Raw genomic sequence first — 21,436 nt, 5'->3', positions numbered from 1 at the left:
GCAGAATGCTGTGGCGGTTTTCCAGGCCGAGGTAGGTAACGAGGAGCACTCGGCCTGAACTCACAACAATTCTGGAGACCCGATGGCCACCACCACCCCACCCACCTCACCGGTCGGCGGCGCAAGCACGCTGCCGCCCCAGTCCACAAGCGCGTTTGAAGAAGCCACGTACCGCAAGGTAACGTGGCGCCTCGTTCCGTTCCTGCTGCTGTGCTACGTGGTCGCGTATCTCGATCGCGTCAACGTGGGCTTTGCCAAGCTGCAGATGCTCAACGACCTTAAGTTCAGCGAGACCATCTACGGCCTGGGCGCGGGCATCTTCTTCATCGGCTACTTCCTCTTTGAAGTGCCGAGCAATGTGATCCTGCACCGCGTGGGCGCGCGCATCTGGATTGCGCGGATCATGATTTCGTGGGGCATTATCTCGGCGGCCATGATGTTCGTGACCACGCCGGCCATGTTCTACGTAATGCGCTTTCTGCTAGGCTTGGCAGAAGCCGGCTTCTTCCCGGGCATCATCCTGTACCTCACGTACTGGTATCCGGGGCAGCGGCGTGGGCGCACCACCACCTTCTTCATGACGGCGATTGCGCTGTCGGGCGTGATCGGCGGCCCCATCTCAGGCTGGGCGATGAAGGCGTTTGGCGGCGTCTACGGCCTAGCCGGCTGGCAGTGGATGTTCCTGATCGAAGGCATTCCCTCGATCATCGTCGGCATCTTCGTGCTGGCTTATCTGGACGACCGCATCAGCCACGCGAAGTGGCTGACCGAGGAAGAGAAGGCGCTGCTCGCCCGCAACATCGCCGCCGAAGACGCCGAGAAGGAAGACCCGCCCATCCGCACCGTCATGGCCAGCCCGCGCGTGTGGCTGATGAGCCTGATCTACTTCACCTTCGTGATGGGCCTGTATGGCGTGAGCTTCTGGCTGCCGACACTGATCAAGCAGACCGGCGTGGCAGATCCGTTCTCGGTGGGCTTGCTGACGGCGATTCCGTACGGCGCGGCAGTCGTCGCCATGGTCTTGGTGGCCCGCAGCGCCGACCGCCTGCGTGAGCGCCGCTGGCACATCGCGATTCCTGCGGTGGTGGGCGCGGTCGGGCTCGTACTGTCCGCCGTGTGGCACACCGACACCACGCTGGCCATGGCCGCCCTCACGCTCGGCACCATGGGCATCCTGACCACGTTGCCGCTGTTCTGGAGCCTGCCGACTGCGTTCCTGGCTGGCACCGGCGCCGCCGCCGGCATTGCGCTCATCAATTCGCTGGGCAACCTTGCGGGCTTCCTGAGCCCCTACGCCGTCGGCTGGCTGAAAGACGCCACGCAGAGCACCGATTCCGGCATGTACATGCTGGCCGCGTCGATGGTGCTGGGTGCAATCCTCACGCTTTCCGTACCGGCACGGATGGTGAACAAATAGGCGCCGTCACCAGCAAGAAAAAAGGCCGGGGTCATCCCGGCCTTTCTCATTTCACGGCAAGCAATGCGCTTTGGCGATAGTGGCGCTGGGCATCTTCCATGCGCTCCGTCTGTTCGAACATCTGTGCAAGCGCCAGATGCGCATGGGCGCGCAGGTTGCCAGAGTGATCGGCATCGGCGTACTTCAATGCCGACTCCAGGTTCGACTGCGCCTTGCCCCAGAGCTGCTCCTTGAAGCACAGCATGCCGAGCGTGTAGAACAGGTCGGCATCTACCGGATGCTGGGCGAGCCATTTCTCGGCCTGCTGGATCAACAGCAGGGCCTTGCCCGGCACTGCGCAATCGGCGTAGCGACGGATCAGGCGGCTATCCCAATGCGTCTTCAGGCCATCTTCTACGATGCGCTTGGCATCATCGGTGCGGCCAAGCTGCGCAAAGTACAGCGCCGCCTGTGAGGCAATGCGAGGCGAGCGGCGCTCCTCCGTGGTCAGCTCGCGCCAGAAGCTGTTCAGCGCATCGGCATCGTGGCGGCGCTCGGCCAGCAGCGTTTCGCACGCCATCTGTTTGAGTCGTGCGGCCAGCACGGAATGGATGGCGTTGCGCTTTTCCAGGGCACGCGTGAGGCGCAGCACCTCACTCCAGTTCTTCAGATGCTGATGCGCACGCAGGGCAATGCGTTGCGCCTGAATCTGCCGCGAGCCCTGCGATTGCAGTTGCGCGATCTTCTCCAGCGCACCTTCCGCATCGCGTGCGTCGACCAGCAATTCGGCCATCGACACAAGCTTCGCCTGCTCACGATCGGGCGAAGACACTTCGGCCATCCAGGCGTCGCGGCGCTCGGTCTCCTGCATGCGGTGTGCGGCACGGGCACCGATCAGCGCGGCCGTTTCGCGCTGCGGCTCCCAAGCCTGTGCTTCGCGCGCCTGGCGCTCCGCATGGCCAAAGCGCCCGGCAAACAGGCTTTCCATCGCTTCGCGCAGCGCGGCAGACGCCTTCAGGATGCGGTTGCGCTCGCGATACGCCGCAGCACGCGCCGGCATGCCGGCCACATGGTGGAAAAGGCGCATCACAAGATGCAGCACCACGAACGTCGCCAGCAGTGCCGCCAGCACGAAATTGAGCGACATCTCGACCCGGTACGGCGGGTAGAACAGCACGACGTTGCTCAGGTTGAGTTCAGTAAACAGCGCCAGCCCAACGGCGGCAGCAAACAGGAGCGCGACCCAGAATACCCAGCGCATGCTCACTCCTTGCCCGAACCGCGCACGGCGGCAAGGCTGTCAGCCAGCGTCGGCACCTGCAGCGTGCCCGCCGTCGCGCGCACCTGCGACAGTTGATTCTGCACCGTGGTCACGCGCGAAGACTGCGTATCAAAGTAGCGCGCGAGCAGCGTATCGGCACGCCCCAGGTCGGCGCGGAACACGGCGTCATTGCGCGAGAGCAATGCCAGGCGTGCATTCATCAGGCGCAGCTTGAGGTTTTCGCGCAAGAACCACGCTTGGTCCGAAGACAGCAGCAATGCCTCGGTCTGGTCGACGCGGCGCACCTGTACGATCTGGCCGAGTTCGTCGCGCACGTCGCTCCACAGGCGGCCCCACCAGGCACGCACGCCAGCCGACCATCCGGCGTTTGACGGCGTCGATGCAACCGGCGCCGACGCGGCCGCAGCATGCGCCTTGGCATTCTTCGTGGGTTTCGCGGCCGCATGCGGCGCCTTCGCAGCCTGTTCCGCCTCCAGCGGCTGGGCCGACGAGATGAGCGGCAGCGTGTCTACAGCGTTGATGGCGTCATCCAACCGCAGCGCCGCACCCGCCAGATCAAACGACGGCATCGCCTTGAGCTTGGCCATGTCGCGCGATACCGCCCGGCGCACGGCGTTGAACTGCGGCTTGTCGAGCGTGGCCAGGCGCGCGTCGACCGTTTGCAGCGCAGCCAGCGCGCCGGCGACATTGCCCGTCAGTTGCAGTTGCTCGGCGGTGACTTCCAGCGAACGCTGGATCTCGGCGCGCTGCCAGTCATCGCGATTGCGCAGAAGGTCTTGGTTGGCCTGCTCCAGCGCGGCTTGGCGATCGCGCGTTTCAGCGGTGCGGGCATCCAGCGCACCGAATTTCTGTTGCAGCTGGGAAACCGAATCCTGATCCGCGCGCGACAGCACGCGCATCTCCTGCGCCAGCGCTTCGTTCGTCTGGGCGTGCTGACGGATCTCGCGCGCCAGGCGCTCGTTGCGCACCTGCAGCGCGGCCACCGCTGCCACAACCGCAACCAGCACCACCCAGATCAGCCAACCGCCACGGCGCGGCGCATGGTTGACCGTCATGGTGGGCGCAAACGCAGCCGGCGGAGCAGCAGGCGCTGGGGCCGGGCTCGGCTTGGCTGCCGCGGATGCGGGCGCTGGTGTCGAAGCAGGGGCAGAAGCGGGAGCCGCCGAGGGAACGGGAGTCTGCGTCACAGTGGAAGAAGAAGTAGACGGGTTTGATTCAGCCGACACCGCTGCCGGGGCATGCTCGGCTGCCGATACCGGCCCGGCCCACGCGAGCACGCTGGCGAGGAGCCGGTCGTCGCCGGCGCCGGTGAGCGTCACGTCGCGAAAGCCCAGCGATTTGGCTTGTTCGACGATGCGGGCGTGCGAAGCAAAGCATGGCGCGCCGTGCAGCGTATCCAGATCGGCGGGCGACAGATTGGCGCGGGCCAGTTCATCGAGATTACGGACGGCCTCGGAGCTGGTAAGCGTCCAGGCATGGCGGGCCGAAAGCACGGCGCGCAACGCGAGCCACGCAGCGGCATCGGGCACCGGCACGCTGCGGCGATAGGCTTCCACCGTGCGGACAGATGCGCCAGCTTCGCGCAGTTGATCGGCCAACCATTCGCGGCCACCGTTGCCCCGCACGATCAGCACCTCCCGGCCGCTCAACGCGGACACATCCAGCCGCGCGTACAGCGCTTCGGAATCCTGGCGTGCGTCGTCGGCATGCGTGTCGGGTTTGATCACCCGGTGCGCCGGCGGAGCAACGCCGTGCGTGGCAAGTGCCTGTGCGCTCGCGGGGCCCACCACCGCTACCGGCACCTCCTGCGGCCAGCGGAAACCTTCCGACATGGCAGCAAATGCCTGTTGCACGGCGTTGGGGCTGACGAACACGACCAGTGCGTAGCGTGAAGGATCGCGCAGCGCGGCACGCAAGTCGTCGAGATTGGGCGTCGGCGCAATGTCGAGCAGTGGAAACTGGTGCGTACGCAGGCCGTGGCGCTCAAGTGCCGCCACCAGCATGGGCGCCTGCGCGCGCGGACGCGTGACCACCACCACGGGCGGGGTTGCCGATTGAACAGGCGGCGTGCTGGATGCGGGCGACGATGGTGACAAGCGCAGTGGCAAGTGGTCGTCCATGGCGAGCCGTGGGAGTTAGGTAGCGGGTGGGGCGTCGGCGCCCAGCATGGCAAGGATGTCGCGTGCGCCGCCGGCCAGCATCTGCTGGGCGACGCGCACGCCCAGCGCGTCCGCTTCGGCCTGCGTGGATGGCGTGGCCTCGCCGTCCGCGGCAAGTTTGCGGGTGCCGTCCTGCGAAGCGACAAAGGCGCGCAGGCGCAGCGTGCCGGTATCCGACCACTGCGCAAACGAAGCCAGTGGCACCTGGCAGGAACCGCCGAGGATGCGCGAAACGGCGCGTTCAGCCGTCACGGCCAGCGCGGTGGGGTCATCGTGCAGCGGCGCGAGACACGCTCGTACGTCTGCACGATCGGCGCGAATCTCGATGCCGAGTGCACCCTGCCCTGCTGCCGGCAGCGATTCTTCCGGCGCGATGGTCGAGCGGATACGATCAGCCAGGCCAAGGCGTTTAAGCCCGGCAGCAGCCAGGATGATGGCGGCGTAGTCGCCACGATCGAGCTTGCCGAGGCGCGTATCGAGGTTGCCCCGCAGCGGCTGGATGACCAGATGCGGGAAGCGCGCCCGCAGTGAAGCTTCACGGCGCAGGCTGGACGTGCCCACGACGGCGCCGGCCGGCAGCGAGGCCAAATCGGCGTAGTCGTTGGAAACAAAGGCGTCGCGCGGATCTTCGCGTTCGAGGATGGCCGAAAGCGCAAAGCCTTCGGGCAATTCCATCGGCACATCCTTGAGCGAATGCACGGCGAGATCGGCGCGTCCCTCGGCCAGCGCGACTTCCAGTTCCTTCACGAACAAACCTTTGCCCCCCACCTTCGCGAGGGAGCGGTCGAGAATCTGGTCGCCGCGCGTGGTCATTCCAAGGATGGACACGTCGCACGCGGGATAGTATTTTTGCAATGCAGCACGCACGTGTTCGGCTTGCCAAAGGGCAAGCCGGCTTTCGCGCGAGGCAATGACCAGCTTGGTCGGCGCCTGGGCTGCAGGAGTCGTTGCAAGCTGGGATTGACGGGAAGTCGGGCGGGCGTTGGAAGACATGCGGCAATGGTAGCACGCAGCTTTTTCGCGACAGTCCGGCTATCACGTTGAAGTGATGCAGAAAAGAGGGCCGTTCAGGCACCTTACCTACCCAACCTAGGAGACACCATGACGCAGCCCGCCGCGCGCCGCGCTTCCTCGCGCGCGACCACCGCCCGCAAGCCTTCCGCCGCCCCCGCCAAGACCAGCAAGGCCCCGAAGGCCATCAAGGCTGCCAAGCCCGCCTCCAAACCGGTGACCAAGGCCAATGGTGCGGACGAAGCCAACGGCGCATCACTCGGTCCCACTTCCCGACGCTCGTCGGGCAGCGCCGCGGCCAAGGATCAGCCGCTGAAGGAAGACATCCGCTTTCTCGGGCGCCTGCTGGGCGACGTGCTGCGTGACCAGGAAGGCGGCACCGTCTTCGAAACGGTCGAGACCATCCGCCAGACTGCCGTGCGCTTCCGCCGCGACGGCGACCGTCAGGCCGAGCAGGATCTCGACCGGCTGCTGAAGACGCTCTCGCGCGACCAAACCACGTCGGTGGTGCGCGCCTTCAGCTATTTCTCGCACCTGGCGAACATCGCTGAAGACCAGCACCACAATCGCCGCCGCCGCGTGCATGCGCTCGCTGGATCGCCGCCGCAGCCGGGCAGCCTGATGCGCGCGCTGCTGTCGGCCGCCGATGAAGGCCTGTCGGGCGACGTGCTGCGCCGATTCTTCGAAACCGCGCTGATCGTGCCGGTGCTGACCGCCCACCCGACCGAGGTGCAGCGCAAGAGCACGCTCGATGCACAACGCGAAATCGCCCGCCTGCTGGCCGAGCGCGACGCACCGCTCACCACGCGCGAACGCGAACGCAACACCGCGCTGCTGCGTGCCCATGTCACAAAGCTGTGGCAAACGCGCATGCTGCGCACCACGCGCCTGATGGTCGCCGACGAGATCGAGAACGCGCTGTCGTATTACAAAACCACTTTCCTGCGCGAAATTCCCGCGCTGTACCGCGAACTGGAAGAAGACATTGCGACCGCGTTCCCGCGTCGCGGCGCGCGGGGCGAACCGGCACCGCTGCCGCCCTTCTTCCAGATGGGCTCGTGGATCGGCGGCGACCGCGACGGCAACCCGTTCGTCACCGCGACGACGTTGCGCGACGCCGCACGCAAGCAAGCGAGCGTGATCCTTGCGTGGTACCTGGAAGAGATCCACGCGCTGGGTGCGGAGCTGTCGATGTCGACGTCGCTGGTGGATGTCAGCGCAGAGCTGCAAGCGTTGGCCGAGCGCTCACCCGACCATTCCGAACACCGCGTGGACGAGCCGTACCGCCGTGCGCTGATTGGCGTTTATGCGCGCCTGGCAGCCACGTGCCACGAACTGACGGGCGAAGACGCTGGCCGCCACGCCGTCGGCCCCGCTCCGGCTTACGGCAACGCAGAAGAACTGCGTGCCGACATCCAGATCGTCATCGATTCCTTGGCGGCGCACCACGGCGAGGTGCTGGCCGACGCACGGCTGGCATCGCTGGCGCGCGCGATTGATGTGTTCGGCTTCCACCTGTCGTCAATCGACCTGCGGCAGGTGTCGGACGTGCACGAAGCGACCGTCGCCGAGCTGCTGAAGGTTGCGGGTGTGGAAGGCGCCTATGCGGCGCTGTCCGAGGCCGACAAACGCACGCTGCTGCTGCGTGAGCTGCAACAGCCGCGCGTGCTGACGTTGCCGTTCCACGCATACAGCGAGCAGACCACGTCGGAGATCGACATCTTCCGCGCCGCCCGCGAAGTGCGTGCCCGCTACGGCAATCGCATCGTGCGCAACTACATCATTTCGCACACCGAGACGCTGTCCGATCTGCTGGAAGTGATGCTCCTGCAGAAGGAAGCCGGCATGTTCCGCACGGGCGCCAATGGCAGCGGCAGCGCCGCGCTGGATGTAATGGTGATCCCGCTGTTCGAAACCATCGAAGACTTGCGCAACGCGCCGGAAATCATGGCCGACCTGCTTGCCCTGCCCGGCTTCGATGCCGTGCTGGCGGCGCAGGGCAACGAGCAGGAAGTGATGCTCGGCTATTCGGATTCGAACAAGGACGGCGGTTTCCTCACCTCCAACTGGGAGCTGTACAAGGCCGAGCTGGCGCTGGTGGATCTGTTCGAGCGCAAGGGCGTGCGCCTGCGCTTGTTCCATGGCCGCGGCGGCACGGTCGGCCGAGGCGGCGGCCCGACCTACCAGGCCATCCTGTCGCAGCCGCCGGGCACGGTGAACGGGCAGATCCGCCTGACCGAGCAGGGCGAAATCATCTCCAGCAAGTTCGCCAATCCTGAGATCGGTCGGCGCAACCTGGAAACCATCGTCGCGGCCACGCTGGAAGCGACACTGCTGCCCACGCGCAACCGGCCGAAGGGCCTGGAAGATTTCGAAGCCGCCATGCAGGCGCTGTCGGACAACGCCTTTGCCGCGTACCGCAACCTCGTCTACGAAACCCCGGGCTTCAAGGACTACTTCTTCGCCACCACGCCGATCACCGAGATTGCTGACCTGAACCTCGGTTCACGCCCGGCCTCGCGCAAGCTGATGGACAAGAAACACCGCCGCATTGAAGACCTGCGCGCGATTCCGTGGGGCTTCTCGTGGGGCCAATGCCGTCTGCTGCTGCCGGGCTGGTTCGGCTTTGGCAGCGCGGTGCAGCGCTGGCTCGATGACGCTGGCAACGCCAAGGCCCGCGCCGCGCGCCTGGCAACGCTCAAGCGCATGCACAAGCAGTGGCCGTTCTTTGCGAACCTGCTCTCGAACATGGACATGGTGCTGTCCAAGGCCGATCTGAACGTGGCGTCGCGCTACGCGCAGTTGTGCGATGACCGCAAGCTGCGTAACGCGGTGTTCTCGCGCATCTCGGCGGAGTTCACGTTGACCGAGCAGATGCTGGCAGCCATCACGGGGCAGTCGGAGCGTCTGGCCGACAACCCGCTGCTGGCGCGTTCCATCAAGAACCGCTTCCCGTACCTCGACCCGCTGAATCACCTGCAGGTCGAACTGCTCAAGCGCTTCCGCTCGGGCAAGGCCGGCAGCGACGATGCGCGTGTGCGGCGCGGCATCCATCTGTCGATCAACGGGATTGCCGCGGGGCTTCGCAATAGCGGCTGATCAGGCAGCCAGCGCGGTGGCGGCCGGGCGACGGCTGATCCACGCCATCGCCATCGCGCCGGCGTACGACAGCGTCATCAGGCCGAACACCAGCGGCGAGGCATGCGCCAGACCGGGCACCACCGTGACGACCGCGCCCGCCGCTGCCACGCCCAGCAAACTCCCGGTCTGCCGCGCGGCGTTGAGCAACCCCGACGCCGTGCCGGCCAACTCGCCCGGCGCCGCAGACAGGATGGTCGACGTCATGGGCGCAATCGCCAGCGCGGTGCCGCCGCCGTAAGCCATCATCGTTGCACTCACCACCCAGATGTGCACTTGGCCGGTCAGTGCAGCCGACGTTGCCAGCAAACCCGCTGCGCCGATCACGAGGCCACTCAGCATCATCGTCGGCGTAGAAAAACGCACCATCAGCTTGCCCGCGAAGATGTTGCCCGCCGACAGGCTCACCGCCATTGGCAGCATGACCAGGCCGGTCTGGCGTGCGCTCAGGTGTTCGACATTCTGCAAATGCAGGCTCAGCACGAACAACGCGCCGTAATAGCCGAAGTTCAGCAGAAACCCCACGCCATTGACCGCGCCCAGCGTGCGATGCCCCAGCCAGGCCAGCGGCACCAGTGGCGCACGCGCCCGGCGTTCGGCCAAGACGAACAGCCCCCCGGCCACCACCGTCAACAGCGCGGTACCCCACACCCACGGCGATTGCGCGCCGCGCACCGGCCATTCAATCGCGGCAAAACACAGCGCTGCGAGCATCACCGCGCTCGTCACCTGCCCCGCCCAATCGAACGGCTTGGCGCGCGCAGGCTGCACGTGACGCACGATGACCCACGTGCCCAGCATGCCGACCACGCCCAGTGGCACGTTGATCAGGAAGGCACTGCGCCAGCCATATGTGTCGACCAGCACGCCGCCCAGCGCCGGGCCCACGGCCGCGGCGGTCGCGACGATGGCGCCCCACAGGCCAATGGCCCAGGCGCGCTCGCGCGGGTCTTCAAACGTGCTGCGAATGAGCGATAGCGAACTCGGCAGAAACATCGCCGCCCCGACGCCCTGCAGGATGCGGGCGGCAATCAACGTGGCCACTGAAGGTGCCAGCCCGCAGCCGGCCGAGGCCACGATGAACACCGCCATCCCCGCCATGAACACGGTGCGCGCGCCAATGCGGTCGCTCAGCAAACCGCCCGTGAGGATGAAGGCGGCAAAGGCGAGCGTGTAGGCGTCAACAATCCAGGCAAGTTCTGCGACGCTGCTGTGCAAGCTGTCGCGCATGGCGATGAGCGCCACGTTGACCACGGTCGTATCGAGCACCGCCATGAACACACCCGACGTGAGAATGCCCAGCGTTGCGTTGCGGCGCCAGCGGCTGAGATCGGGTTGCAAGTCAGCCGAGGGAGTGACGCACATGGTGTTGGCGTGGCATGAAGACATGGCGGAACCGTTTGGCAATTTCATGCAGCCAAGTGTAGGCTGGAGAGCGCATGCAAAAAAGCAGCGTTTTTGCATTGCAACGCTGCAGATTTGCATCACTCATCTACGCATATTCGGAGCCCGACGTGAACTGGGACAACGGACGCTTTTTCCTGGCGGTAGCGCGCACCTGTACGCTGCGCGGTGCGGCCCAGCGCCTGGGCGTGGATCAGGCCACGGTGGGCCGCCGCATCGCAGCGCTGGAAGACGAGCTATCGGCCAAGCTCTTCCTGCGGACGTCGACCGCGCTGGTGCTCACACCGGCCGGCGAAGCGCTGATCGGACCGGCCGAAGCAATGGAGCAGGCGGCACACACCATCGAGCGCCGCGTTGCCGGCATCGACGACCAACTCGCCGGCACGATCCGAGTGGCCACGACCGACACGATGGCAGCCACCTTTGTGTTGCCGGCCATCGCGCAGCTGCGGCAGCAGCATCCGGGCATCGACGTCGTCTGCATGGCGTCCAAGAGCATTGCCAACCTGACCAAGCGCGAAGCCGACGTGGCCGTGCGCACGCTGCGCCCGGATTCACCAGACCTCATCGCGCGGCGCATCGGCCAAATGGAAACCGGTATCTATGCGAGCCGCAGCTACGTCGCCGCGCGCGGCGAGCCTGAGGAAGGGACGGCCTTTGCGGGGCACGACCTGGTGCTTTACCCGCGCAACGAAGTGCCGTGGATGTGGGAAGACCTCTGCGGCGAGCCGATCACGCGCGGGCGTGTCGTCTTGCAGAGCAACTCGGCGCTGGCGCTGTTCGAGGCGGTGGCCGCAGGCATTGGGATCACCGAGCTGGTTTGCCGCCGCGCGCAAGCGTATCCACAACTGGTGCGCGTACTACCAAACCGTCGGAGCATGCAGGACGTCTGGCTCGTCACGCACGCCGATCTGCACAAGACCGCACGCGTGCGGGCCTTGCTCGATTGCATCGTCGAAGCATTCGACGCGCACAAAAAAACCGCCACACCGTAACGAGCAGCCGGTGTGGCGGCCCAACAAACCCTTTAGCTGATGAACGCCACCGGCACCGGGTCTTCACCCAGCACCGAGAGCAGCACCGCCCAATGCATTGCCTCGTCGCCCAGGATGCTGGCGGCGGCCTTGGTCAGGTCGCGCGTGTAGAAATTCGGCATCACGCCCAGGTAGGCCGAAGTGGCGCCCTTTTCCAGCCCGGCGGCAAAACGCAGCACGTCGGCCTGCGTCTTGAGCTGGCTGACCGGGAAGTTGTATTCCGCCACCTTCTTCTCCATGACCGGCGTACCACCCAGTTTGGACACCGTTCCCGCCAGCACCGCCGCGTGTGCCTTGTGGTGGCCCTGGAACTTCACAGCCGTCGCCAGCACGGGCTTTTGCAACAAGCCGCTTTCTGCGCCCACCTGATATGCGGCGATGGCTTGGTACTCCAGCCCAAGCGCCACGTTCAGGATGTTGATGTCGTCTTTCACGCTGCCTGATTGGGTCTGCGCCCAGGCAGGCATCGACTGGCCCAGCGACACCGCCGCCAGCGAACCCAGCGCCATCAGCCCCGGCGCGCGCAGCAGCACGCGGCGGCGCGCGTCGATGCGCGGGCTGTCACTCTCCAACTGATCCATCTCTTTGGTTGTGTCCATCGTCGGTCTCCTTGCATATGTGGGGAAAAGCGCGATCCGTGCGGTGCGTGATGGGAATCGCGGGCGTTTGTCCAGCGCCTGACCTCTTGTACGAAGCGCGCGCCCAACTGGATGCAAATACCTCAGCACCTTTCACGTGAATTCCCCCGGCAACCACGGTTTCTACTTACACTCTGGGCAGGACCGTCCACAAAAAGCTGCCCCGTGCTCACCTTCCAGCGCACCGCCGACGACCACGCCGCGCAAGACGCCGATCCGCCGACGGCGGCCGCGGCAGCTCGCTCCCAAAGCGCCGACGCGGAAGAGCTGGCGGCGTTGCTGCAGCGCATCGGCCTGGGTGACCGCGACGCCCTGCGCACGCTATATACGCGCTGCGCACCGAAACTGTTTGGGCTCGCGCTGCGTATCTTGGTCAGGAAGGACTGGGCCGAGGACGTCTTGCAAGAAAGCTTCGTCAACATCTGGCGCCATGCCGGCGATTACCGCCCGCATCTGGCCGCCCCCATGACGTGGATGACCACGATCGTGCGCAACCGTGCACTCGATTGCCTGCGCCGGCAGCGTGCCGAGCGCGTGCAGGAATCCGTGCCGCTGGATGACACCTACGCCGATGTCCTGGCCGACCACGCCCCTGGCCCGGCGGACCTCGCGCTCGCCGGCCAGCAAGCCCGCGCGCTGGCCGAATGCCTCAAGCGCCTGGACCCAAAGCAGCGCGAAGTCGTGTCGCTCGCCTATCTGCGTGACCTGTCGCACAGCGAGCTGGCACAAGCGCTGTCACTGCCGCTGGGCACCGTCAAATCCTGGATGCGGCGCGGGTTGGACCGCCTGCGCGAATGCCTCGGAGCACCGTGATGGACCCGCGCCGCCACCCCGATCTCGTCGACAAGCTGGCCGCCGAATATGCGGTCGGAACATTGCGTGACGGCGCACGCCGCCGATTCGAGCAGATCATTCGCCACGACGACGCCGTGCGTGCCACGGTCGAACGCTGGCAGCGCTATCTGGCCGACCTGCCGGCGCTCCAGCCAGCCACGGCGCCGCTGCCGGAAATTCTCTGCCGGGTTGAAGTGCAACTCGGCTGGCGCGAGCCGGCGCCGCCGCGGAAAGCGGTCTGGCAGCGGCTCTGGCAAGGTACCGGCTTCTGGCGCGGCGCCACCGCAGTCGCGGCGGTGGTTGCGGCGGTGGCGATCGGGCTGAACCTGAGGCTGGCGCAGCAATTGCGCGAGGCGCCTGTCGCCAACGCCGTGGCCGTGCTGCAGGACGCGAAGGCCCAGGCGGCCGTCCTCGTCACCTGGGATGCGCGCACCGGCACGCTATCGCTCAAGCGGCTGGACGCAACGCCGCTCAACACTGAACAGGCCTTGCAGCTCTGGGCGCTGCCGCCCGGCGGGCATCCTCAGTCACTTGGGGTGATCGGGCACCAGCGCGCCGTGCGGCTGACGGTGGCGCAGCCGTTGCGGCAGGTCCCCGCACTGGCCATCAGCGTGGAACCGCGTGGCGGCTCGCCCAATCCGGAGGGACCGACCGGCCCCGTGGTCTTCAAGGGTGCACTGATCGACAGCACGCTGTAGCCGGCTCTGGCGCGGGGGCTGAAAGTCCCGGCGGGCGATATAATCGCGGTTTCCTGAATTTGCGGCTGGCCCCGCCTGCTAGCCGCCTCCTCCAGCAGTCCGCCCATGACCTCCCAACTCGCCAAGAAGGCCGAAGCGTGGTCCGCCCGCTTTAACGAGCCGGTGTCCGATCTCGTCAAGCGCTATACCGCGTCGGTGTTCTTCGACAAGCGCCTCGCACTGTTCGACATCCAGGGCTCGCTCGCGCACGCCGCCATGCTCGCCAAGCAAGGCATCATCGCTGAAGCCGACCGCGCCGCCATCGAAAAGGGCATGGCGCAGATCCGCCAGGAGATCGAAGCCGGCACGTTCGAGTGGAAGCTGGACCTGGAAGACGTGCACCTGAACATCGAAGCGCGTCTGACCGCCATGGCGGGCGACGCCGGCAAGCGCCTGCACACGGGCCGCTCGCGCAACGACCAGGTTGCCACCGACATCCGCCTGTGGCTGCGCAGCGAGATCGACAACATCGTCGGGCTGCTCAAGGCCCTGCGCAGCGCGCTGCTGGACTTGGCCGAACAGCACACCAACACCATCGTCCCGGGCTTCACGCACTTGCAGGTCGCGCAACCGGTGGTGTTCGGCCATCACCTGCTGGCCTACGTCGAGATGTTCACCCGCGACACCGAGCGCATGCTGGACGCCCGCAAGCGCGTCAACCGCCTGCCGCTGGGCGCCGCGGCGCTGGCTGGTACGAGCTACCCGATCAACCGTGAATTCGTCGCCCAGCAACTCGGCTTTGACGGCGTGTGCCGCAACTCGCTGGACGCCGTGTCCGACCGCGACTTCGCCATCGAATTCTGCGCCGCCGCCGCGCTCGTCATGACCCACGTCTCGCGCTTCTCTGAAGAGCTGGTGCTGTGGATGAGCCCGCGTGTGGGCTTTATCGACATTGCGGACCGCTTCTGCACCGGCAGCTCGATCATGCCGCAGAAGAAAAACCCCGACGTGCCCGAACTGGCGCGCGGCAAGACCGGCCGCGTCAATGGCCACCTGATCGGCCTGCTCACGCTGATGAAGGGCCAACCGCTGGCCTACAACAAGGACAACCAGGAAGACAAGGAACCGCTGTTCGACACCGTGGATACCGTGGTCGACACGCTGCGCATCTTTGCCGACATGGTGCCAGGCATCACCGTCAAGGCCGACGCGATGCGCGCCGCAGCTCTGCAGGGCTACGCCACCGCCACCGATCTGGCCGACTACCTCGTCAAACGTGGCCTGCCCTTCCGCGATGCACACGAAGCCGTGGCGCACGCGGTGCGCGCGTGCGACGACCTGCGCTGTGATTTGGCAGACCTGTCCGTGGCACAACTGCGCGACATCTGCGGCCTGGGCGACAAGTCCGATCTGATCAGCGACGATGTGCACGCCGTGCTGACACTGGAAGGCTCGGTCGCCTCGCGCAACCACATCGGCGGAACGGCGCCGGAGCAGGTGAAGCAAGCCATTGCGTTTGCTCGGGCGGCGCTGGCGGAATAATCTGCCGCACGCTGCAAACAAAAACGCCGCGCTGATTCAGCGCGGCGTTTTTGTTTTGCGTGGCTGAAACTCAGCGCACGCAGTCGACGAAATACCCCATCTTGCCGTCGACCTCTTCCTCGACCAGGCCGTGAATGTCGGTCTCGAAGCCCGGGAACAGCTTGTTGAACTCGCGTGCGAATTGCAGGTACTGCACGATCGTCTTGTTGAAGCGTTCGCCCGGAATCAGCAGTGGAATACCCGGGGGATACGGCGTCAGCAGGATGGCGGTGATGCGGCCTTCCAGGTCGTCGATTGCCACGCGCTCGGTTTCACGGTGGGCCATCTTGGCCCAGGCGTCCGACGGCTTCATCGCCGGTTCCATGTTCGACAGGTACATCTCCGTCGTCACGCGAGCCACGTCGTTGGCCTGGTAGACGCTGTGGATGCTGTCGCACAGCTCACGCAGGCCGATGCGCTCGTACTGCGGGAACTGGCGCACGAACTCCGGCAACACGCGCCACAGCGGCTGGTTGTTGTCGTAATCGTCCTTGAATTGCTGCAGCTCGGTCACCATCGAGTTCCAGCGGCCCTTCGTGATGCCGATGGTGAACATGATGAAGAACGAGTAGAGACCGGTCTTCTCGACGATGATGCCGTGCTCAGCCAGGTAACGCGTCACGATGGCGGCCGGGATGCCCGAGTCGCTGAACTTGCCGTCCACATCCAGGCCTGGGGTGATGATGGTGGCCTTGATCGGATCAAGCAGGTTGAAGTCTTCGGCCAGGTTGCCAAAGCCGTGCCAACGCTCGTTGGCCTTCAGCATCCACGCTTCGCGGTCTTCGATGCCTTCGTCGGACAGGTCGTTCGGGCCCCAGACCTTGAACCACCAGTCGTCGCCACGTCCACTGCCGCCATTCGTGCCGACGTATTCCTGTTCCACCTTGCGCATGGCGCGGCGGAAGTCCAGCGCTTCGGCGATGCTCTCCTCCACCAGCGCAGTACCGCCCGGCGCCTCCATCATCGCCGCGGCCACGTCGCATGAAGCGATGATCGAATATTGCGGGCTCGTCGACGTGTGCATCAGATACGCCTCATTGAAGCGGTACGTATCGAGCTTGCGCGTTTCGGAATCCTGCACGAGGATCTGCGAGGCCTGCGACAAGCCGGCCAGCAGCTTGTGCGTGCTCTGCGTGGCAAACACCAGCGCGTCCTTGCTGCGCGGGCGGCCGTGACCAATGGCGTGCATGTCCTCGTAGAACGGGTGGAACGACGCATGCGGCAGCCACGCTTCATCAAAGTGCAGCGTGTCGATTTCGGTCGACAGCATGTTCTTGATCATCTCGGCGTTGTACAGCACGCCGTCGTACGTGCCCTGCGTGATGGTGAGGATGCGCGGCTTCTTGTTCTTGGCCTGGCTGGCGAACGGGTGATCGGCGATCTTCTTGGCAATCGTTTCGGGCTCGAACTCGCTCTTCGGGATCGGGCCGATGATGCCGAAATGGTTGCGCGTCGGCATCAGGAACACGGGGATCGCCCCCGTCATCATGATCGCGTGCAGGATCGACTTGTGGCAGTTGCGGTCCACCACCACGATGTCGCCGGGCGCCACGTTAGCGTGCCACACCATCTTGTTCGACGTCGACGTGCCGTTGGTCACGAAGAACATGTGATCCGAACCGAAGATGCGCGCGGCGTTGCGCTCAGACGCGGCCACCGGGCCCGTGTGGTCAAGCAACTGGCCGAGTTCTTCCACGGCGTTGCAGACGTCGGCGCGCAGCATGTTCTCGCCGAAGAACTGGTGGAACACTTGCCCCACCGGGCTCTTCAGGAACGCCACGCCGCCCGAGTGCCCCGGGCAATGCCACGAATACGAGCTGTCCTGCGCGTAGTCGATCAGCGCCTTGAAGAACGGCGGCGGCAGTGAATCCAGGTAGTTGCGCGCTTCACGAATGATGTGTCGGGCCACGAACTCGGGCGTGTCCTCGAACATGTGAATGAAGCCGTGCAGCTCGCGCAGCACGTCGTTCGGCAGATGGCGCGAGGTGCGCGTTTCGCCGTACAGGAAGATGGGAATGTCGGCGTTGCGGCGACGCACCTCGGCCACGAAGGCGCGCAGGTTTTCGACCGCTTCCGGTTCGGGCTTGTCGTTGTCCGGGTTGATGAATTCATCGTCGTCGATCGAGACGATGAAGGTGGAGGCACGGCTCGACTGTTGGGCGAACGAGGTCAGGTCACCATAGCTGGTGAGGCCAGTAACCTCCATCCCCTCCTGCTCGATGGCCTGGGCCAGCGCGCGAATGCCCGACCCGGAGATGTTCTCGGAGCGGAAGTCCTCGTCAATGATGATGACGGGAAAGCGGAATTTCATCGTGGTTCCTTATGGATGAAGCTAAAGGCACCGCTCCGGATACGCCTGAACGCGCGGAAACGGACTACAAAAACTAGGTCTTGGGCAGCGTCACACCGTGCTGGCCTTGATACTTGCCACCACGATCCTTGTACGAGGTTTCGCATTCCTCGTCGCTCTCGAAGAACAGCACCTGCGCGCAGCCTTCGCCGGCGTAGATCTTGGCGGGCAGCGGCGTGGTGTTGGAGAACTCCAGCGTCACGTAGCCTTCCCATTCGGGCTCGAACGGCGTGACGTTCACGATGATCCCGCAGCGCGCGTACGTGCTCTTGCCCAGACACACGGTCAGCACCGTGCGCGGGATGCGGAAATACTCCATCGTGCGGGCCAGCGCGAACGAGTTCGGCGGGATGATGCACACATCGCCCTTGAAGTCGACAAACGACTTCTCGTCGAAGTTCTTCGGATCGACGATGGTGCTGTTGATGTTGGTGAAGATCTTGAATTCGTCGGCGCAACGGATGTCGTAGCCGTAGCTCGACGTGCCGTAGGAAACAATGCGGCGCCCTTCGGATTCGCGCACTTGACCGGGCTCGAACGGCTCGATCATGCCGTGCTGCTCGGCCATGCGGCGGATCCACTTGTCGGATTTGATGCTCATGGAGCGTCCAGATACCTTGGATGAACAAATGGGGGCAGGCTTCGCGGTGCGAAAACTGTCCCCATTTGGTCACGCCAGCAGGCCGGCCCGCGGCTGGGGCCGGTTTGGAACGCGGATTGTACTCCCAAACCTGTGACGGAAAACCCCGTGGCGGCTGATGGCTTGCGCGGGCCTTATCCGAACAAACGCGGGCAGATCAGCGGCCGGATTCCGCCGCCTGGGGCAGCTCCCCGCGCGGCCCGACCGTGCCGGCCACCTCCGGCTCGGCCACAAAACGGTCCCGCCCCGTGTAGAGCAGAAAGTGCCGCCCAGTGCACCGCGCAAACAGCGTCAGGTTGACCCGCTGCGCCATCTGGTGGCCCATCTGCGTGACCCCCGAGCGCGACAGCAGGAACGGAATGCCCATCTGCGCGCCTTTGATGACCATCTCGGAGGTCAGGCGGCCGGTGGTGTAGAAGATCTTGTCGCCGCCGCCCATTCCCTCAAGCCACATGAGGCCGGCGATGGCATCCACGGCATTGTGGCGGCCCACGTCTTCGATGAAGTGCAGCAGTCCGCCGTGCACATCGAACAGCGCGCAGCCATGCACCGACCCCGCTTGCTTGTAGATCGACTGCTGCAGGCGGATGGTGTCGACCACGCGATACAGCGTGGTCTGCGTCATGCGCGCGTCGGACGGCAGATGGATGGCGTCGATCTCGTCCATCAGCGAGCCAAACACGGTGCCCTGCCCGCAACCGGTGGTCACGGTGCGGCGGGCGGTCTTCTCATCCAGGTCTGCAATGCCGCCGCGCGTGGTGACGGCAGCGGATTCGGTTTCCCAGTCGACCTGGATGGAGGCGATGTCGTCGATGCTGCTGACCAGGCGCTGGTTACGCAGATAGCCGAGTACGAGCGCTTCGGGCGCGCCGCCCAGCGTCATCAGCGTGACCAGTTCGCGCTTGTCGAGGTAGACGGTGAGCGGGCGTTCACCGGGGATGTAGACATTGCGGGCGCGGCCCAGCTCGTCGAGCACTTCAACCTCGTCGAGCAGCGGAACGGAAGCGTTGGTCAGTTCAGGGCGCAGCGGCATCAATGTCTTCGTTCAAATAAAAATGCGCACGGCAAGCGTGCGCATGGTGCGGCTGGTACCTGCGCGAGCAGGTACCGCGTGCGGGCGATCAGTTCGCCACGATCACGCCGCAAGCGATGCGCCCGCCGGAATTGCCGGTGGGCTGGGTCATGTAGTCGTCCTTGCCTGCGTGGACGATCAGCGCATGGCCGACCAGGCTCGTGGGCCCAGGCGACAGCGTCACGCCGGAAAGAACGATCGAGCCGACGGCCTTGCCGTTGGCATCGGATTGCAGCATCGGAATGTCGCCGGCGTGGTGTGCGCCGTGGCGCGGATCACCGTGCTGCTGGCCGGTCGGGTTGAAGTGGCCGCCAGCGCTATTGCCATCCGCCGACGAGCAATCGCCCTTCTCATGCACGTGGAAACCGAACATGCCGTTGGCCGGCAAACCAGAAATATCCACGGCGATGGCAACCCGATTGTCGCCTTGCTGCGCGAGCTTCACGCTGCCTTGCACGGTACTGCCGCTCTTGGGTGCCAGCACGGCCGAGGCCGCCATGGCGCCGTCACCAGCATTAGCCGCCTTGGCCGTCGACGCTGAGTTCGATGCGCAGCCGGCCATCAGGCCGATCGCGGCGAGTGCAATCACGAGTTGCTTCATGTGTCACCTCCAGTCAGGGTTCACTCGGGGAGCGGACGATTGTACTGCCGGATGATGAACACGCAACATTGGCAACAGCGGTTCACCCTTTGGCCGCTGGTGCAGATGCTGGAGGCATGGGTGCGACAAACGGCCCGGGGTCAACGCACGGCGCGCCCGGTTGCGTATGCGCAGCCTTGCCGCCGGCCTGGTAGGACGCCGCCACCTTGTCCTGGGCCTTGCACGTCTGGAACGCGGCCACCTTGTCACCCCAGGCTGCCTTGGCCTTCGCCAGAACGGCCTGTGCCTTCTGTTCTTCCGTCGGTGCCGGCAGCTTGGCGCCGGCCAGTCCGCTTGTCAGGCTCAGCATGGCGGCAGCAAGTGCCATACCTGCGGCGCGGCTCAGAGCGGATGCATGCATGGTGAGGTTCCTTGATTCGGTGGCGGTCGATGGCGTCATGACTTGGCGGGCTGCTCGCTCGGCGCCGGCGGCGCAGGCGGTTGAGTCCGCTGCGCGGGGATCTTGCCGGCCTTGACGTCGTCGTACCAAAGCTCGTGATGCTCCTTCGCCCAGGCCTCGTCGACATAGCCATCACGCATTGCGCGGTAAGCCCCTTCCATCCCGACCGTGCCCATGTAGATGTGGCCCAGCGACATGCAGATCATGCCCACCGCCGCAATGGCGTGAATGACCTCGGCCAGTTGCATCGTGCTGCGGTAGTAATCCACGCCCGGGACGATGCGATCGAGCGTCCAGCCCGAGGCCGACAGGATCAGCCCGAACACGACGAGCCCGCCCCAGAACCAGAGCTTCTCGCCGGCATTGAAGCGGTGCGACGGCACTTCGGCGCCGTGCTCGCCGGCAAACATGCCGCCCAAGCTCAGCAGCCATTTCATGTCGCCGCGGCGCGGCAGGTTGTCCCCCACCCACATCACGAAGGCCAAGATGATGCTGACCGTGAAGAGCGGCCCCACCAGGTTGTGGAGATTTTTCAATATGTACGTCAGCCAGCCGAACAACTGGTGCCCAAGGATCGGCAGCAGAAAATGCTTGCCCCACAGCATGACGATGCCCGACACGCCCAGCGTGACGAAGGAAATCGCCATCGTCCAGTGCACATAGCGCTCGGTGGGCGTGAAGCGCTCGATCTTGCGGCCGGTGGGCGCTTCCTTCAGGGGAATCGTGCCGCGCCACAGGAAAAAGCCCAGGATGAGCAGTGGCACCAGCACCACGAGCCAACCACCCCACACGGTGATCACGCCGTTGCGGAACAGCCGCCATTTCTGCCCGGTGCGCTGGATCAGCACGCCGGCTTCCAGCCCGGGAATGCTGGCGTAATGGGCCTGATCGGAGTTGACCTCGCGCCAGACAGGTGCGTTGTTGCCGGGTCGCGTGACACGGCGTGCGGCCTGGTCTCGCGCCTCTTTGGCGAGATCGCGCTTCTGTAGATCAAATACGTTCTCCGAGACGACATTGGAGAACGGTTGCGCCGGTTGCACAGCCGGGTTGACGGGGGCATTGTTGGCGGCCGGCGCGCTGGCCGGCTGCTGAGCGCTCGCCAACGCCGCCGCTGCGCCGAGCAACACGGCCATCGCAAGGTGTTTCCAGGAAGTGCGCATGGACGAACCTCCGCTCGTAC

Annotated in this window: 17 protein-coding genes; 6 read left to right on the top strand and 11 right to left on the bottom strand. The window is 65.3% G+C overall.

Annotated features, from left to right (window positions below; genetic code table 11):
- Window positions 1-82 precede the first annotated feature (82 nt).
- The gene (locus BG83_RS0101535) at window positions 83-1,417 is read left to right on the top strand and encodes an MFS transporter (RefSeq protein WP_024975067.1); all 1,335 of its coding nucleotides are present in this window, start codon (window positions 83-85) and stop codon (window positions 1,415-1,417) included.
- Window positions 1,418-1,463: 46 nt separating this feature from the next.
- On the opposite strand, the gene BG83_RS0101530 is transcribed toward BG83_RS0101535, so the two are convergent.
- The 3 genes from BG83_RS0101530 to hemC are packed head-to-tail and all read right to left on the bottom strand — an operon-like array spanning window position 1,464 to window position 5,830.
- Entirely contained in the window at window positions 1,464-2,657 is a 1,194-nt protein-coding gene (locus tag BG83_RS0101530) for a heme biosynthesis protein HemY (RefSeq protein ID WP_024975066.1), read from the bottom strand.
- Window positions 2,658-2,659: 2 nt separating this feature from the next.
- A complete protein-coding gene (gene hemDX / locus BG83_RS0101525) occupies window positions 2,660-4,798 on the bottom strand; it encodes a fused uroporphyrinogen-III synthase HemD/membrane protein HemX (protein ID WP_024975065.1) in 2,139 nt (712 codons plus the stop codon).
- 15 nt (window positions 4,799-4,813) lie between these two features.
- Window positions 4,814-5,830, bottom strand: coding sequence for a hydroxymethylbilane synthase (gene hemC, locus BG83_RS0101520; RefSeq protein WP_024975064.1), 1,017 nt, complete (start codon window positions 5,828-5,830; stop codon window positions 4,814-4,816).
- Window positions 5,831-5,938: 108 nt separating this feature from the next.
- Here hemC and ppc point away from each other — a divergent pair, with 108 nt between their 5' ends.
- A complete protein-coding gene (ppc, locus tag BG83_RS0101515) occupies window positions 5,939-8,947 on the top strand; it encodes a phosphoenolpyruvate carboxylase (protein ID WP_024975063.1) in 3,009 nt (1,002 codons plus the stop codon).
- On the opposite strand, the gene BG83_RS0101510 is transcribed toward ppc, so the two are convergent.
- Window positions 8,948-10,375 carry an MFS transporter gene (locus BG83_RS0101510; protein WP_024975062.1) on the bottom strand — a complete coding sequence of 476 codons (1,428 nt, stop codon included), beginning with the start codon at window positions 10,373-10,375 and terminating at the stop codon, window positions 8,948-8,950.
- 125 nt (window positions 10,376-10,500) lie between these two features.
- Here BG83_RS0101510 and BG83_RS0101505 point away from each other — a divergent pair, with 125 nt between their 5' ends.
- Complete coding sequence (locus tag BG83_RS0101505) at window positions 10,501-11,385, top strand: LysR family transcriptional regulator (RefSeq protein WP_024975061.1); 885 nt, start codon at window positions 10,501-10,503, stop codon at window positions 11,383-11,385.
- A gap of 32 nt (window positions 11,386-11,417) precedes the next feature.
- On the opposite strand, the gene BG83_RS0101500 is transcribed toward BG83_RS0101505, so the two are convergent.
- Window positions 11,418-12,023 carry a ferritin-like domain-containing protein gene (locus BG83_RS0101500; protein ID WP_024975060.1) on the bottom strand — a complete coding sequence of 202 codons (606 nt, stop codon included), beginning with the start codon at window positions 12,021-12,023 and terminating at the stop codon, window positions 11,418-11,420.
- 204 nt (window positions 12,024-12,227) lie between these two features.
- Between BG83_RS0101500 and BG83_RS0101495 the strand changes: the two genes are divergently transcribed.
- From BG83_RS0101495 to argH, 3 genes are all read left to right on the top strand, one after another.
- The gene (locus BG83_RS0101495; protein ID WP_024975059.1) at window positions 12,228-12,875 is read left to right on the top strand and encodes an RNA polymerase sigma factor; all 648 of its coding nucleotides are present in this window, start codon (window positions 12,228-12,230) and stop codon (window positions 12,873-12,875) included.
- A complete protein-coding gene (locus BG83_RS0101490) occupies window positions 12,875-13,594 on the top strand; it encodes an anti-sigma factor (RefSeq protein ID WP_024975058.1) in 720 nt (239 codons plus the stop codon). The genes BG83_RS0101495 and BG83_RS0101490 overlap by 1 nt, the downstream gene beginning before the upstream one ends.
- Before the next feature lie 105 nt (window positions 13,595-13,699).
- Complete coding sequence (argH, locus tag BG83_RS0101485; RefSeq protein WP_024975057.1) at window positions 13,700-15,115, top strand: argininosuccinate lyase; 1,416 nt, start codon at window positions 13,700-13,702, stop codon at window positions 15,113-15,115.
- A gap of 70 nt (window positions 15,116-15,185) precedes the next feature.
- Here argH and BG83_RS0101480 read toward each other — a convergent pair whose 3' ends face one another.
- The 6 genes from BG83_RS0101480 to BG83_RS0101455 form a co-directional block, all read right to left on the bottom strand.
- The gene (locus tag BG83_RS0101480; RefSeq protein ID WP_024975056.1) at window positions 15,186-17,465 is read right to left on the bottom strand and encodes an arginine/lysine/ornithine decarboxylase; all 2,280 of its coding nucleotides are present in this window, start codon (window positions 17,463-17,465) and stop codon (window positions 15,186-15,188) included.
- 73 nt (window positions 17,466-17,538) lie between these two features.
- Complete coding sequence (gene dcd, locus BG83_RS0101475; protein ID WP_012762552.1) at window positions 17,539-18,105, bottom strand: dCTP deaminase; 567 nt, start codon at window positions 18,103-18,105, stop codon at window positions 17,539-17,541.
- A 196-nt stretch (window positions 18,106-18,301) separates the two neighbouring features.
- A complete protein-coding gene (locus BG83_RS0101470; protein WP_024975055.1) occupies window positions 18,302-19,177 on the bottom strand; it encodes a formate dehydrogenase accessory sulfurtransferase FdhD in 876 nt (291 codons plus the stop codon).
- An 88-nt stretch (window positions 19,178-19,265) separates the two neighbouring features.
- Window positions 19,266-19,817, bottom strand: a complete 552-nt coding sequence (locus BG83_RS0101465) for a superoxide dismutase family protein (protein WP_024975054.1) — start codon at window positions 19,815-19,817, stop codon at window positions 19,266-19,268.
- A gap of 82 nt (window positions 19,818-19,899) precedes the next feature.
- Entirely contained in the window at window positions 19,900-20,217 is a 318-nt protein-coding gene (locus BG83_RS0101460; protein WP_024975053.1) for a hypothetical protein, read from the bottom strand.
- Window positions 20,218-20,252: 35 nt separating this feature from the next.
- Entirely contained in the window at window positions 20,253-21,416 is a 1,164-nt protein-coding gene (locus BG83_RS0101455) for a formate dehydrogenase subunit gamma (RefSeq protein WP_024975052.1), read from the bottom strand.
- Window positions 21,417-21,436 lie beyond the last annotated feature (20 nt).

It is taken from the genome of Ralstonia pickettii (assembly GCF_000607165.1).
Classification (GTDB): domain Bacteria; phylum Pseudomonadota; class Gammaproteobacteria; order Burkholderiales; family Burkholderiaceae; genus Ralstonia; species Ralstonia holmesii.
This window is presented reverse-complemented; position numbering and strand designations above follow the sequence as displayed.

Coding starts and splice junctions, on each gene's coding strand:
- hemC (WP_024975064.1), bottom strand. CDS start 5,830: ATGTCTTCCAACGCCCGCCCGACTTCCCGTCAATCCCAGCTTGCAACG.
- ppc (WP_024975063.1), top strand. CDS start 5,939: ATGACGCAGCCCGCCGCGCGCCGCGCTTCCTCGCGCGCGACCACCGCC.
- argH (WP_024975057.1), top strand. CDS start 13,700: ATGACCTCCCAACTCGCCAAGAAGGCCGAAGCGTGGTCCGCCCGCTTT.
- BG83_RS0101530 (WP_024975066.1), bottom strand. CDS start 2,657: ATGCGCTGGGTATTCTGGGTCGCGCTCCTGTTTGCTGCCGCCGTTGGG.
- BG83_RS0101470 (WP_024975055.1), bottom strand. CDS start 19,177: ATGCCGCTGCGCCCTGAACTGACCAACGCTTCCGTTCCGCTGCTCGAC.
- BG83_RS0101510 (WP_024975062.1), bottom strand. CDS start 10,375: ATGTCTTCATGCCACGCCAACACCATGTGCGTCACTCCCTCGGCTGAC.
- BG83_RS0101460 (WP_024975053.1), bottom strand. CDS start 20,217: ATGCATGCATCCGCTCTGAGCCGCGCCGCAGGTATGGCACTTGCTGCC.
- hemDX (WP_024975065.1), bottom strand. CDS start 4,798: ATGGACGACCACTTGCCACTGCGCTTGTCACCATCGTCGCCCGCATCC.
- BG83_RS0101535 (WP_024975067.1), top strand. CDS start 83: ATGGCCACCACCACCCCACCCACCTCACCGGTCGGCGGCGCAAGCACG.
- BG83_RS0101500 (WP_024975060.1), bottom strand. CDS start 12,023: ATGGACACAACCAAAGAGATGGATCAGTTGGAGAGTGACAGCCCGCGC.
- BG83_RS0101465 (WP_024975054.1), bottom strand. CDS start 19,817: ATGAAGCAACTCGTGATTGCACTCGCCGCGATCGGCCTGATGGCCGGC.
- BG83_RS0101480 (WP_024975056.1), bottom strand. CDS start 17,465: ATGAAATTCCGCTTTCCCGTCATCATCATTGACGAGGACTTCCGCTCC.
- BG83_RS0101455 (WP_024975052.1), bottom strand. CDS start 21,416: ATGCGCACTTCCTGGAAACACCTTGCGATGGCCGTGTTGCTCGGCGCA.
- dcd (WP_012762552.1), bottom strand. CDS start 18,105: ATGAGCATCAAATCCGACAAGTGGATCCGCCGCATGGCCGAGCAGCAC.
- BG83_RS0101490 (WP_024975058.1), top strand. CDS start 12,875: ATGGACCCGCGCCGCCACCCCGATCTCGTCGACAAGCTGGCCGCCGAA.